Source organism: Halopseudomonas sp., from assembly GCF_047631575.1.
GTDB lineage: Bacteria > Pseudomonadota > Gammaproteobacteria > Pseudomonadales > Pseudomonadaceae > Halopseudomonas.
On the sequence record NZ_JBLIAB010000002.1, the window covers coordinates 270529 to 284401 of the forward strand.

16 protein-coding genes and 1 pseudogene are annotated in these 13873 nt (G+C 55.0%); all 17 read right to left on the reverse strand.

Annotation, left to right across the window (positions count from 1 at the left end; all coding sequences use genetic code 11):
* Positions 1-8 precede the first annotated feature (8 nt).
* The gene (locus ACJAXR_RS05275; RefSeq protein ID WP_415057206.1) at positions 9-905 is read right to left on the reverse strand and encodes a radical SAM protein; all 897 of its coding nucleotides are present in this window, start codon (positions 903-905) and stop codon (positions 9-11) included.
* 111 nt (positions 906-1016) lie between these two features.
* Positions 1017-1667 (reverse strand): TetR/AcrR family transcriptional regulator, encoded by a 651-nt coding sequence (locus ACJAXR_RS05280; RefSeq protein ID WP_415057207.1) that lies wholly within the window; start codon positions 1665-1667, stop codon positions 1017-1019.
* Positions 1668-2035: 368 nt separating this feature from the next.
* Positions 2036-2239 carry a hypothetical protein gene (locus ACJAXR_RS05285; RefSeq protein ID WP_415057208.1) on the reverse strand — a complete coding sequence of 68 codons (204 nt, stop codon included), beginning with the start codon at positions 2237-2239 and terminating at the stop codon, positions 2036-2038.
* A gap of 171 nt (positions 2240-2410) precedes the next feature.
* Positions 2411-3178 (reverse strand): annotated as a pseudogene (locus ACJAXR_RS05290) (ATP-binding cassette domain-containing protein).
* 79 nt (positions 3179-3257) lie between these two features.
* Complete coding sequence (locus ACJAXR_RS05295; RefSeq protein WP_415057209.1) at positions 3258-3794, reverse strand: ABC transporter substrate-binding protein; 537 nt, start codon at positions 3792-3794, stop codon at positions 3258-3260.
* A gap of 133 nt (positions 3795-3927) precedes the next feature.
* Positions 3928-4194, reverse strand: a complete 267-nt coding sequence (locus tag ACJAXR_RS05300; protein ID WP_415057210.1) for a hypothetical protein — start codon at positions 4192-4194, stop codon at positions 3928-3930.
* A 328-nt stretch (positions 4195-4522) separates the two neighbouring features.
* Positions 4523-5299 (reverse strand): TatD family hydrolase, encoded by a 777-nt coding sequence (locus tag ACJAXR_RS05305; protein ID WP_415057211.1) that lies wholly within the window; start codon positions 5297-5299, stop codon positions 4523-4525.
* A gap of 11 nt (positions 5300-5310) precedes the next feature.
* Complete coding sequence (locus tag ACJAXR_RS05310) at positions 5311-5667, reverse strand: PilZ domain-containing protein (RefSeq protein WP_150276793.1); 357 nt, start codon at positions 5665-5667, stop codon at positions 5311-5313.
* Between the two features lie 33 nt (positions 5668-5700).
* Positions 5701-6687 carry a DNA polymerase III subunit delta' gene (locus tag ACJAXR_RS05315; protein ID WP_415057212.1) on the reverse strand — a complete coding sequence of 329 codons (987 nt, stop codon included), beginning with the start codon at positions 6685-6687 and terminating at the stop codon, positions 5701-5703.
* Entirely contained in the window at positions 6680-7312 is a 633-nt protein-coding gene (gene tmk / locus ACJAXR_RS05320) for a dTMP kinase (protein ID WP_415057213.1), read from the reverse strand. Before tmk ends, ACJAXR_RS05315 begins: the two co-directional genes overlap by 8 nt.
* The gene (mltG, locus tag ACJAXR_RS05325; RefSeq protein ID WP_415057475.1) at positions 7309-8379 is read right to left on the reverse strand and encodes an endolytic transglycosylase MltG; all 1071 of its coding nucleotides are present in this window, start codon (positions 8377-8379) and stop codon (positions 7309-7311) included. Before mltG ends, tmk begins: the two co-directional genes overlap by 4 nt.
* A gap of 2 nt (positions 8380-8381) precedes the next feature.
* Positions 8382-9227, reverse strand: coding sequence for an aminodeoxychorismate lyase (pabC, locus tag ACJAXR_RS05330; RefSeq protein ID WP_415057214.1), 846 nt, complete (start codon positions 9225-9227; stop codon positions 8382-8384).
* On the reverse strand, positions 9227-10465 hold the full coding sequence (gene fabF / locus ACJAXR_RS05335) for a beta-ketoacyl-ACP synthase II (protein ID WP_415057215.1): 1239 nt from the start codon (positions 10463-10465) through the stop codon (positions 9227-9229). Before fabF ends, pabC begins: the two co-directional genes overlap by 1 nt.
* 200 nt (positions 10466-10665) lie before the next feature.
* The gene (acpP, locus tag ACJAXR_RS05340) at positions 10666-10902 is read right to left on the reverse strand and encodes an acyl carrier protein (RefSeq protein ID WP_415057216.1); all 237 of its coding nucleotides are present in this window, start codon (positions 10900-10902) and stop codon (positions 10666-10668) included.
* A 183-nt stretch (positions 10903-11085) separates the two neighbouring features.
* Positions 11086-11829, reverse strand: a complete 744-nt coding sequence (gene fabG, locus ACJAXR_RS05345; RefSeq protein WP_415057217.1) for a 3-oxoacyl-ACP reductase FabG — start codon at positions 11827-11829, stop codon at positions 11086-11088.
* Positions 11830-11831: 2 nt separating this feature from the next.
* The gene (gene fabD / locus ACJAXR_RS05350; RefSeq protein ID WP_415057218.1) at positions 11832-12779 is read right to left on the reverse strand and encodes an ACP S-malonyltransferase; all 948 of its coding nucleotides are present in this window, start codon (positions 12777-12779) and stop codon (positions 11832-11834) included.
* Positions 12780-12842: 63 nt separating this feature from the next.
* The gene (plsX, locus tag ACJAXR_RS05355) at positions 12843-13871 is read right to left on the reverse strand and encodes a phosphate acyltransferase PlsX (protein ID WP_415057219.1); all 1029 of its coding nucleotides are present in this window, start codon (positions 13869-13871) and stop codon (positions 12843-12845) included.
* Positions 13872-13873 lie beyond the last annotated feature (2 nt).

Below are 13873 nucleotides of genomic sequence, written 5' to 3' on the forward strand. Positions count from 1 at the left end.
CAGATTACTTATAAACCGCGCATCCATTCCGGCCGCAAGCGGGCCGCCTCGGGTCGCTCGATTGCACTCTGGACCTGAGCTAGAAGCCGCTCCTTGTCCGTCCCAAGAGTGCCCTTGAGTACCAAAGCGTTCGAGGCATGATCGCTGCGAAACACAGAGTTTTTCAACTCAAGGGTCTCCATGAATTGTTTCAATTCACTAAACAGGCTCTCTTGGTCAAGGGGTTCGAAATCAGGAAAACGCGCTCGGTAGCGTTCCATACCCTGCGGGAAACTGACCACCAGAGTAGACACAAATTCCGGCTGGGTCGCATTCATCAGTCGTGCAGAATTGAGTGCATGCTGCTCGCTCAAACTTTTGCCACCCAAGCCGTTGAGAATCATCACCGAACGTTGCATGCCGGCATCACCCGCCTTGGTTAGCGCCTGCTCGGTGGACTCGAAGGTCTCGCCTTTGTTGACTCGCTCAAGTACCTGGTCATCCCCTGATTCTGCTCCGACATAGAGCATGGCCAGACCCGCCTCGCGGAGCTCCTTGAGCTCTGTTACCGATTTACGCTTGAGATTGCGCGGCAAACAATAAGAGGTCACCCGCTCGACAGTCGGCATGTGTTCGCGGATAGCTTCAAGAATAGTCAGCAACCTGCGCGTGGGTAACACCATGGCATCACCATCAGCCAGGAATATACGCTGGACGATCAGTTGTTCACCGCTGCGACGAATTTCATCCAATACCTGAGCCTCGTCACGGGCGCGGAATTTCTTCTGCTCGTCGGTATACATCTCGCAAAAGGTGCATTGATTCCAAGAGCAGCCGTTGGTGACTGGCAGAATCAGCGAGTGGGCCTCGCTGGGAGGACGAAAAACGGGATCGATGTAACTGATGGGGAACTGCTGTGCGGGCATGGATATCTCCGGAGCTCCAAGTTGCTTCATCCATGCAGTCTACAGGATAAAGTGCAGAGCCAAAGTATAGGACCCTTCTCGCTTAAAGGGTGCTGATTGCCAGCGGGTTTATCAGGCTGATGTTTTGAGCGTCTGTTCGTCTCTGCGCCGCTTGGACTTGTTACCCATACGTACACCGATATCCATCAGAAACTGCATATAGCCTTCCTTATCTTCGATTACATCCTGCCAGAACGGCGAGTGATACATCGCCATAGCGCCGTGCACCAACGCCCAGGCTGCACAGTAATGAAAATAGGCTGGCACGTTCTCCAATTTGCCATCGTCTATACGTTCCTGGATTACGCCGGTCAGATGATTGAAATTGGAGGCGCGGATCTGGTGTAATTGCTCCACCAGTTCGGGAAGCTGGTTGGATTTGACCAGTTTTTCTTCCAACCGGTCGAACAATCGGTAGCGCTCCGGATCACTCATGCGAAACGCGAAGTAATCCCGCGACAGAGCTTCGCGGTCTCTCTCTATGCATTCGGAGTGAAGCAGACTGGCTAGGTCGCCCTCATAATCGAGCATCAAGCGTAAATAGATCTCGGCTTTGGACTTGAAATGCTTGTAAATGGTGCCCTTACCAATGCCCACTTCGTCGGCAATCATTTCCACGGTTACACTGTCCTCGCCCTGCTCTAGAAAAAGGCGCAGGGAGGTGTCGAGAATTTCCTGTTCTCGGCGACGGAACTCGCGGACCTTTCGTGATTCTTTCTGCATGATGACTCCGCAATCCATACCGGCAATGATGGGCATTATGCCCAGTTTGTGACCCGTTTCCCATGGCTGATTGAACGCTGACTGTCAGGCCTTTTTTTGAACACGAACGGCTATCAATGCAACCCCCATTGATCCGAGCATATGCATCAGGGAGACCGCATTGAGTACCGGGGTAGCGCCTTCGCGCAGTCGGCTGTGACGCGCCCAAATTACGCGCCGCCGCCTCCAGCTGCAAGTCAAAGGTGCGCAATCGCACCGAGATGACCAAGGTGGCAATGGTACCCAAAAACGCAAACTGACCCAGCACCACAAGCAGCAAACCAGGTCGCAGCATCTCCAGCGAAATGTCGTGATTAAAATCAAAATAGTTAGCGATCCGACTGGCAAATATCAGGATCGAGATACCCAGTATGACACCCGGTATAACTAGCGGTAGCTAGCATGAGGATGAACAGCAGATTCTTGCCAGGAAAACGGTAGCGTTCAAACAGGAAAGCGTGGAGTGTCGCCAGGCTGACTGCCAGAATCGTTACACAACTGGCCACCAGTGCGCTAATCCCCAGGCTGCGCAAGATCGCGCGGCCATGAAACAGATCGGTGTTTTCTGCATCATTGGCAACAAACCAGTCAAGGGTAAAGCCCTGCCAGGTAAATGAAGAACATCAGTACATACACGGCGTAGGCTCAACGAAAACCTCTGCTCAGCGGCAGCGAGGCGATCATCGCATGGTCTCCACGAAGGATTAGCCGCTCAGCTTAAGCGCCGCCCAAACGATCAGCGATGACAAGACCAGGAGCAGCACTCCGAACGCGGCCCCCTGCTCCCAGTTGAAACGGGTGATGAACTGGGTAAAGATCTGCTCGGTGAACCACAGACTGTCCTTGCCGCCAAGCAGCACAGGCGTGAGGTAGTTGCCCAACGAGAGCATAAAAAAGACGATGGATCCGGATACGATGCCCGGCATGGTGTGGGGTATGACGATGTCGCGCAGCACACTCAGGTAACTGCCGCCTAGATCGTAGGCGGCTTCCACCAGGCTGTTGTCCAGACAGCGGGCGATTGCAATGCGCTGTTTCTGACCGCCTGATAGTTGATCCGGCTTGCGCTGGCCAACGTCGGGCAGCCCGACACGTTCAAGCATGTCCGCCACGCGTCTGTTGATATCGGCCTTGGCTGTGCCGCGGCGCTTGAGACCTTGTGCTATGTTGTCCACGACGCTCATCATCGAAAAAAGAGCTAGGTGCTAAAACACCATGTTGAGCGGTCGCTTGTTCGGCGGCGTACCCAGCATGGATCAGCCCTTGATGCGAATGTCGCCCCGATCGGGTTCTACGAAGCCCGCCAACATACGCAAAATCGTTGTCTTTCCGCACCCTGATGGGCCGAGGATAGAGAAGAACGAATCGGCCGGAATACCCAAGGAGATATCGTCAACCGCAGCCTTGCCGTCAAAGTCCTTGTACAGTCGATCGCACTCCAGATCGAGAACAGTGCCGGAAATCAAAGGCATGGTATTTGCGTTGCAATATCCGTTGCAATAATTTCGCATCCGCCCGCAATAATGCCAGTCGGAGTAATCAGGACCCCTCTCAGTTCGCTGCGCTTACGCGATCCAGAATACGCCCTTCGATTGCTTCCAGACCGGCTGGTACGGGTGGATACCACTTGATGTTATCCAGTGCCGCCGCATCGAAGCTGCTTTCAAAGTTCGCTTTGAGCTTCTCGTCAACAAAAGCTTCAGCGCCCAAGGATGCAGTGCAATTCCCAGTGGACTGGGTAATCAACGCCGCCATTTCTGGCTGCATGTCAAAATTGATCCATTTGTAGGCAACCTCGTCATTGGCTCCACGGCGCGGCAGCGCAAAGGTATCGATCCAACCCAGTGCGCCGCTGTCAGGTGCAATGAAACTGATCTTCGGATTTTCCGCTTGGAGTTTCCAGCCACCGGCATCCCGGCCCTTTGCAGCCAACTCTTCACCGGAAGCGACCAGGTTGATCAGCTCGTCTCCGCCCGTCCAGTAGGTTTTTACATTGGTCTTGCAGGCGATCAGCTTTTTCTGAACGCGAGTCATCATCACTTCATAGGCTACAGGGTCATCGTAGGCCGCAAAAGGATCCTCACCCATGGAGAACGCCATCCAGCTCGCTATTGTCTTTGGTCGCGGCCAGCATGGAAGGGATGAATCACGACGAGTCGATTTTGCTGATATCGATCGGTTTATACATCCGATATTCCTGTTGGGCACTGGTAATGCGGTCCTAACTGAACTGGGCAAGGGCAAGGTCAAAGCCGGACCCGCCGGTAGCACGTAGCACGTTGTACGTAGTACGTAGCTTGGAGATCATGTCTTCGTTATTGGACAACGTCACCTGCACGACGATGCCGGTTTCCTTTTCAAACAGGCTCACTACTTCTTCCGGGGCATAGCCGCCCCAGGTCAGGAGGCGCAACTCTTCAGCAATCGCCGAGAATGAAATTGCAACAAGGGTCATTATCGCGGGTACAAGCAATTGCTTTAAACGCACGATGTACTTCCCTTTATCGTCGTTGGTTCCCGAAAACCAAGCCATAACCTTGACAGTATAGTTACAGTTATTAAAACTGCCTGAGCGACTACCTAACAACAGTTGACGATAAAATACGGTCCGCGTATTCCAAATCGGTTTATCAAATACCACTACGAGACTGGCAAGTTCGAGGATTTAGACAATACTCACAGTATCAGGCGAAACGTTCCCCCAAGCGCCAAGCCTGAATGGCCGGGCATGTCCCGTCCTTGCAACACTCCTAATGGTCTTGACCCGAATACTTCCCCCAGTATTCGGGTTTTTTTTGCCTTTCAAGGCAAGCGGATCATTCAGCGAGAGGAAATAACCGATGGAAGTTATCCGTAGTGGATTGCCATAGGGCGTCCAGAGGCTCATTGCGTAACTGGGCCAGAAAGGCAGCTACGTCACAGACAAATTGCGGCTCATTCGGCTTGCCGCGATAGGGCACAGGTGCCAGATAGGGAGAATCGGTTTCGACCAGCAGACGATCCGCCGGAACCTGGCGCGCAACGTCGCGCAGAGCTTGCGCATTGCGAAAGGTGACGATACCCGAGAGCGATATGTAGTAACCGAGATCAAGGGCTTGACGCGCCATATCCCAATCTTCCGTGAAACAATGCAACACACCGGCATGGACAAGGTCGGCCTCACGCAATAGATCCAGTGTGTCGCTGCGCGCTTCCCGGGTATGGATGATTACCGGCTTACCAGTACGTGCGGCAGCGGCCAGATGACACTGGAAAGAGCGCTTTTGCTGCTCGGCCATCTCCGGCTGATAATGATAATCCAGACCGGTCTCGCCAATGGCGACAACCCGAGGGTGATCCAACTCCCTGAGTAGCCATTCCAGTTCAGTCGTCTGATCGTCGACGAGATCCAGCGGGTGAACACCCACGCTGCAATAGACGTCCGGATAACACTCAGCGAGACGTTTCACAACTGGTGCATTGGCAGCATCAACCCCGATACAGAGAAATTTCCCCACACCCCTGGCGCGTGCCGCATCGAGTGCGCGATCGAGTGAGCCGTCATAGGGGGTGAGATCCAAACGGTCAAGATGACAATGGGAGTCGATCAGCATAAAGGCGCCACTTACATCGTATGGGTGGGCCGATCCGACTTCAGGGCACCGGCGAGGTAGGTTTCGATCTTGCTACGTGCGGTATTGTCCTGATCACTGAACTGCACACCGATGCCCGCCGCGCGGTTGCCCTGAGCGCCCTTCGGAGTGATCCAGATGACCTTGCCCGCTACCGGAATTTTTTCGGGCTCGTCCATCAAATTGAGCAACATGAATACTTCATCGCTGAGGCGATAGCTCTTGTTAGTCGGAATGAACAGGCCACCATGCTTCACAAAGGGCATATAGGCGGCGTAAAGCACCGACTTGTCCTTGATGGTGAGCGATAGAATACCGTTGCGGGGACCGGGGGCGGTCGGATTACTCATGCTTTTCTCATCCTGATCAATGATAACTGCAGATTAACGCTTTTTGAGTAGCTGTTTCCACTCTAGTAACAAGCTCTCCAGAAACAAGCCTCTATTCAAGTTGGCCTTGCCCAGCGTCATCGAGCGGTGGGCCAGCAGCCAATCCTGCCATTCCATCAACTGCTGCGCACTCACATGTTTAGCCATGTAGCCCAGCACAACATCCATGTCGCTGTTTGCCGCATGCTGGATCGCGCCGGTCTGGAGTTTGAGAAGATCAAGCGTCCAACTACAAAACCAGTCAATCAATACGTCGAGGGGAATCTTTGACCAGCTTTCCGCGACCTGGCTGGCCGACTGCTTGTCCTTGAGCAACGCCTTGATGTTGCCGACCACCCGCTCCCGTAGCTGCACGGCATCCAGTTCGTGCAGTGCAGCAGCACGCAGTGGCGCGCCGCCGGCCATCTGCAATAAATTCAATCGTTGCGCGTTATCCAGCTCGGGCACAGTATTGGCGAGCCAGGCCAATGCAGCATCATGCGATGGCGTCGGCAAGCGCTGGATCCGGCAGCGACTGCGAACTGTGGCAAGCAAGCGCCCTGGCTGGTCGGTCACTAAAAGAAGATAGGTATCGGCAGTGGGCTCTTCAAGGGATTTGAGCAACGCGTTAGCAGCGTTCTGGTTCATTGCCTCAGCTGGATGCAACACGATGACCTTGCTGCCCCCCTGTTGCGCTGTCTGCCCCAAAAAATCAACCAGTTGTCGAATCGCATCAACCCGAATGGCCTTGCCCTCTTCTTCGGGCCTAATCAACATCAAATCGGGATGATTGCCGGCCTCACGCAGTAAACAACTACGACAGCGACCGCAACCCATTCCGTGAGACGGCGAAGTACATAGCAGGAATGCCGCAAATGCATCGGCAAAACGTCGTTTGCCTACTCCCGGCAGGCCGCTGAATAGATAAGCGTGAGCATGCTGCGCCTGCTCAGTCAGCTGGGTCCAGACGGTATCATGCCAGGGAAATGCAACTTCAGGCATGCCAGCGCTCCAACACCAGAGCAATTAAGGGATGCATCGCTGCGGCAACCTGTTCAAGACTTCCACTGGCATCGATTACCCGGTAACGATCTGGCTCTGCTGCGGCGCGATCGAGGTAACAGCGGCGCACCGACTCGAAAAAAGACTGCTGTTCGACCTCGAAACGATCCAGTTCACTACGCGCTCGCGCTCGTTGCATGCCAATGTCTACCGGCACGTCGAACACAACGGTGAGATCAGGTCGCAATGAGCCCTGCACCCATTCTTCCAATACGGCGATACGCTGTGTCGGTATCCCCCGGCCAGCGCCCTGATATGCATAGGTCGCATCGGTAAACCGATCACTGATAACGACCTGGCCTTGCGCCAACGCCGGGCGTATCAGCCGATCAATGTGCTGTGCCCGCGCAGCGAACATCAATAACAGCTCTGCATCAGAGCACATGGGTTCGTCGTGATGGCTAAGCAACACCTCACGGATCGATTCGGCAATTGGCGTGCCCCCTGGCTCACGGGTCAACAGTGGATCACAACCGGCTTCACGCAGCGCGGCGGCAAAGAGTTGCAGATTGGTCGATTTACCTGCGCCCTCCGGGCCCTCGAAAGTGATAAACAATCCGCTCACTGGCCACCCTCTTGGGTTTCATTATTGCTAGCCGGGCTGGAGCGATAGCGCTCAGCACGCTGACGTATCTGATACTGCTGAACGGCTCTGTTATGGTCGACCAGTGAATCAGAAAAGATATGACTGCCATCACCCCGGGCCACAAAATACAGGCTGGTGCCAGACTGCGGGCTAACCGCCGCTTCCAATGCTCGACGTCCGGGCATCGCAATCGGCGTCGGCGGCAGTCCGTCGATCGTATAGGTATTGTATGCAGTGTGCTCACGCAGGTCGCGGCGGCGTATATTCCCCTCATAGGCCTCACCCATACCGTAGATCACTGTGGGGTCAGTCTGCAGACGCATACCGATATTCAGCCTGCGCGTGAATACCCCGGCAATCTGGCCGCGCTCATGTGGCACGCCCGTCTCTTTCTCAACGATGGACGCAAGAATCAGCGCCTCATAGGGAGTGTCAATGGGCAGGTTATCGGCGCGCTGCTCCCAGACCTCTTCCAACACCTCCTCCATGCGTTGATAGGATCTGAGCAGAACATCCCGGTCGCTCATGCCAAAGGTGTACTGGTAGGTATCAGGGAAGAAGCGACCCTCCGGATGGATGTCCTCAAGCCCCAGATCAATCATAACCTGCTCGTTGCTCACTCCCAGGTCCAGCGTCTGCTGCAAGCGCTCGGCACGCGCTAGTTGATGGCGCACCTGATTGAAGGTCCAGCCCTCAACGAGAGTAACACTGCGGCGCGTCACTTCCCCAGCATCCAGCCGCCGCAAAAGATCAGCCGCAGACATGCCTGGCTCAAGCTGGTACTCACCCACGTGAAGAACCGCATCAGGCATCAGCCATTGCCAATATCGGCGCAGCCAGTGAGCACGCTCGATGATGCCGTCTCGTTCCAGCTGCTCCAGTACTCGGGCCGGAGTGCTACCTGGGGCGACGTCCATGCTGGCTGGCTCGACTACCTGCAGCGGCTGACTTAACGCGCTTTGCAAAGTAAAATAGCCCCATACGCCACATGTGAAAATAAATAGTATGGAAATAACAACAACTAAACGAATTAACCTGAGAATCAACTTCACTTAATTACCTGTTCTGCAAGCGCTTGCGCATGGCGTGTTTGGGGGCCAACGGGCCAGCTAATGTCCGCAAGACCAACTATTGGCCAGACGCCATAGAGGCTATTGCAGCAGAAGATTTCGGTGCTCTGCAGCACAGTGGCGTAATCGATTGAGCGAACAACGACCGGCTGACCGGATTCACCCAACCGGTCAATCAGATAGTCACGCATGACGCCCTGAACACCACATCCGCTCAGATCCGGCGTAATCCAGCGACCATCGTGGCGGATGAACAGATTGCTCATGGTGCACTCGATCACGTCGCCTCCGATGTCTCTGACCAACCCTTCAGCATAAGCCGGATCGGTCCATTCGCTCCGGGCAAGCACCTGCTCCAGTCGGTTCAGGTGCTTGATACCGGCGAGCAGGGGTTGAACCGCCAGGCGAGTCTGGCACTCAAACAACGTGATCCCGGCGCTGAACCGCTCAGCCGGGTAAGCTGCAGGGGGAAGACTCAGACAAATTCGCGTGGGCTGAGCCGTATTTGGCATGGCATAGCCGCGCGGTCCTGTACCGCGCGTCAACGTCAATTTGATAATACCATTGCGTAGTCGCTGGGCGACCGCATTCAATTCGCTCGTGATCTCAACGAGGTCTACCGTCAACCGCAGTGCGCAGAGCCCACGACGCAAGCGAGCCATATGGTATTCGAGTAGCCCAATATGCCCCTGGGCTACCCGTAGGGTTTCGAACACCCCATCTCCGTAAGACAATCCCCGGTCCAATACCGAGAGAGTGACAGCAGGCTGGCCATCAACCAGGCATTCCAGTGCGGATGCATTGTCGAAAGAAGAGTCCACCATCAGAGACGACGAAACACCAAGCTACCGTTGGTCCCACCAAAGCCGAACGAGTTGGAAACGACCACGTCGAGCTGGCGGGCCTGAGCTTCATGGGCCACGTAGTTCAGATCACAACCCTCATCAGGGTTATCCAGGTTGATGGTCGGTGGTGCCACTTGATCACGCAGTGCCAGGATACTGAAAATGGCCTCAACCGCACCAGCAGCACCTAAAAGATGACCTGTCATGGACTTGGTCGAACTGATAGCCAATTTTTTTGCGTGATCGGCAAAAACCGTCTTCACAGCGCTGGTCTCGGCGAGATCGCCGGCGGAGGTCGAGGTTCCATGAGCGTTTATATAACCTACCTGAGAGGGCTCCACCCCGGCGTCACGCAACGCGTTGATCATGCACTTGGCACCACCGCGTCCATCCTCCGGGGGGGCTGTCATGTGGTACGCATCACCACTCATACCGAAACCGATCAGCTCTGCATACAGGGTCGCACCACGCGCTTTAGCGTGTTCGTACTCCTCAAGCACAAGGGCCCCGGAACCGTCTGAAAGCACAAACCCATCCCGATCCCGATCCCAGGGCCGGCTTGCTGCAGTCGGGTCGTCATTCCGGGTGGACAGGGCCCGGGCCGCACTGAACCCGCCAAGCCCCAGTCCGCTGGTGGCCATCTCGGAACCACCCGTGATCATGACGTCTGCCTCGCCATAGGCAATATTGCGAGCAGCCATGCCAATGCTGTGCGTGCCGGTAGTGCAAGCCGTCGTCAATGCATAGTTGGGCCCTTGCAGACCGTACTGTATCGAGAAATAACCAGCCACCATATTAATGATCGAACCGGGCACGAAAAATGGAGAAATGCGCCGAGGTCCACTGGCCAGGAGCAGCTCATAATTCTTTTCGATATTAGTCAAACCACCGATACCCGAGCCCATGGAGACACCAATACGGTCACGGTTGGCATCAGTGACCTCCAGACCGGAATCTGTGAGCGCCTGAATGCAAGCAGCAATACCGTACTGAATAAACAGGTCGAGCTTGCGCGCCTCTTTCGCCGTCATGTAGGGCTCGATATCGAAATTTCGAATAGAACCACCAAAGCGTGTACCAAAGGCACTGACGTCCATATGCTCGATTGGGCCAATTCCACTGTTGCCCGCTAGGGCTGCCTGCCAACTGCTATCCACCGTGTTACCCAGGGGGGTCAACATGCCAAGGCCAGTTACCACGACGCGTCTGCGCGACACAGGATGCTCCTTATTCAACTCTCAGGGATGCCGATAGATTACCTGTCCGACGGCAGTCGAGAGGTATTGTCCGCATAAATAGATGCTTGGGCAATATCAGTGACCCAAGTAAACGGGCTAGCCAGGTGCCAGAGACGCAAAAAGGCCGCAGTTCGAATCCGAACTGCGGCCTTTTTGTGTTCATTCAGCAGACTGCGTGATTACTTCGGGTGCGAGTTCACGTAGTCAATAGCTTCCTGAACGGTGGTGATCTTCTCGGCATCTTCATCCGGAATCTCGGTCTCGAATTCTTCCTCGAGAGCCATGACCAGCTCAACGGTATCAAGCGAGTCAGCGCCAAGGTCTTCAACAAAAGAAGCGCTGTTGGTCACTTCTTCTTCTTTGACGCCGAGCTGCTCGGCAACGATTTTCTTGACGCGTTCTTCGATGGTACTCATACCTTGTTCTCACTCCTGGTTGCAGTTCCGGAAAGCCGGACTGCACGTAGTTTATAGAAACAATTTACGTCATTTCAAGCATGAATCGTTTCTATCTCAAAGAGGTCAAGGCCATGAGGCCCCCACCGCGTAAAATTGTTCTGACCAGACCGGCTAAAAAGCCCGCGCCAGAGGGGTTACGGCTTAGCTCATAAACATGCCGCCATTCACCGGAATAACTGCGCCAGTAATATACCCAGCAGACTCACCAGCCAAAAACTCGACTACAGAAGCAATTTCATCAGCCTGTCCCAGGCGTCCGAGGGGAATCTGTTCGAGCATGGCCGACCGCTGCCCATCATTCAAGGCCTTGGTCATGTCCGTATCGATAAAGCCCGGCGCTACTGCATTTACGGTAATTGACCTGGAGCCTACTTCGCGCGCCAGAGCGCGAGTAAAGCCTTCCATGCCAGCCTTAGACGCAGCGTAGTTCGATTGCCCGGCATTACCCATACCCGCGACCACCGAACTGATGTTAATGATACGCCCCCAACGAGCCTTGGTCATGCCCCTTAGCACCGCTTTGGACAGACGATAGACAGAACCGAGGTTGGTACCAACCACGTCTTCCCATTCATCATCCTTCATTCGCATGAGCAAATTGTCACTGGTAATGCCTGCATTGTTAACCAGTATTGCCGGCGCAGAAAACTCTTTTTTAATTCGCTCGATTACCTCAGCCACAGATTCAAGGTCACGAACATCCAGCTTCATACCAGTACCTGCGTAACCAGCTGCCGCGAGTTTCTCACCTATTGCTGCGGCACCGGCATCACTGGTGGCCGTACCGATGACTATCGCTCCCTTTGCCGCCAAAGCATGGGCAATCGCCTGGCCGATCCCCCGACTGGCACCGGTTACCAGTGCTACTTTCCCGTCAATACTCATATTCAGGCTCCTTGCGTTAACACATCACGAACAGCGGCAAAGCCGTCTGCCGAGTCTAAATTGTAGGTGTTTATGCCTTTCACACAACGCTTGTTCAAACCAGAAAGCACGCGCCCTGGACCGCACTCCACCAGATCCGTTACGCCATGCTCCGCCATCCACTCGATACTTTCTACCCAGCGCACAGGGTTGTAGAGCTGCTCAACCAATTGCTTGCGCAGGCTACCCAGATCGGGAGCGGGACGAGCAGAGACGTTCTGGACCAGCGTTATCGCCGGAGATTGCCACTTCAGAGCGTCCAGATCGGTGCTCAGCTGCTCTGCTGCGGGCTTCATCAACGCACAATGGGATGGCACGCTGACCGGCAAGGCGATGGCGCGCTTGGCACCCGCTGCCTTGCACTGTTCAATGGCGCGCCGGACAGCACTGGCCTGGCCAGCAATCACTACCTGACCGGGGGCATTGAAATTCACGGCACTAACCACTTCACCTTCGGCGGCCTGAGCACAAATATCGATTATCTGCGCATCTACCAGCCCTAGGATCGCAGCCATGCCACCCTGCCCCTCAGGCACCGCCTGCTGCATTAACTGCCCTCGACGCTCGACCAACCGCAACGCATCCGCGAAGCTAATCACGTTAGCGGCAACCAACGCGGAATATTCACCTAGACTGTGGCCTGCTACGAACCCAGGCCGGACCGCGTTGTCCGCGCACCAAACACGCCACAAAGCAATCGATGCAGCAAGGATGGCTGGCTGCGTCCTGTCGGTTCGGTTCAGATCGGCTTCCGGCCCCTGCTGGCACAAAGCCCAAAGGTCGTAACCAAGAATGCCGGATGCTTCGGCAAAGGTATCAGAAATGAGGCTATGCTCATCAGCAAGACCAGCCAACATACCAACCGCCTGTGAGCCCTGGCCGGGAAAAACAAATGCAAGGGTTTGAGACATTCCGTATTCCTCGTTTATTGTTTGGATGACCACAAAACACTGCAGGTCACTTAGTGTCGCGTGTCATGGTGACTGACTGATAGCGCCAAGCGCTTCAAGCCGTCGGGCTATACGCTGGGGGAGATTACTCCGGCTGGCCTGGGCTGCACGAACGATTGCCGCCACAAACGCATCCTCATCGGCACCGCCGTGGCTTTTCACCACCACACCCTTTAAACCCAGCAAGCTAGCTCCATTGTAACAGCCCGGATTATGCCGCCTAATCATCGGTTGCAGCACCATACGCAACATCGGCGCCAGGCAGCGCAACAACAGGGTGCCTGTCAGCGCTTGGCGCAGTTCGGACTGTAAATAGCTGGCAAGGCCTTCACTCGCCTTGAGCACAACGTTGCCAACAAATCCATCGCAAACAACGACATCGGCCACACCGCGGAACAGTCCGTCACCTTCTACATTGCCGACGTAGTTCAGTGCCTCACTTTGACGCAGCAACTCCCCCGCCTCGCGCACTCGCTGACTGCCCTTGTTGACCTCGCTACCAATATTAAGCAACCCAACGCGCGGCTGCTTCAGCCCCGATAGTTCACTTACAGCCTCCGACCCCATCAGCGCAAACTGAAAGAGCTGAACAGCGGTGCAGTCGACGTTTGCACCAATGTCTAGTAGATAACAGATTTTTCCGGCAACCGGGAGAGCAGCCATGATCGCGGGCCTTTCAATCGAATCGAGCGTACCAAGGATCGAGCGCGACAAGACCATTAAAGCGCCCGTATTCCCCGCGCTCAGGCACCCATCAGCTTGACCGTCGCGCACCTGCTCGATGGCCACGCGCATGGAAGCGTCGTGTTTTCCACGAAGAACGCTGGAAGGCGAATCGTCGGCGAGTATCGTCTGAGAAGTGGGGATACATCGAATACGTGCAGAAGGAAGCTTGTGCTTCTTGCATAAAGATTTTATCTGCTCAGTATCACCGACCAGAAGGACGTGCAGATCGGGAATCTGCAAAAGACTGCGGGCTACCGCAGGGATAATGCAACGGGGACCGAAGTCCCCGCCCATCACATCAATCGCAAGGCGAATTGACGTGGACAAGA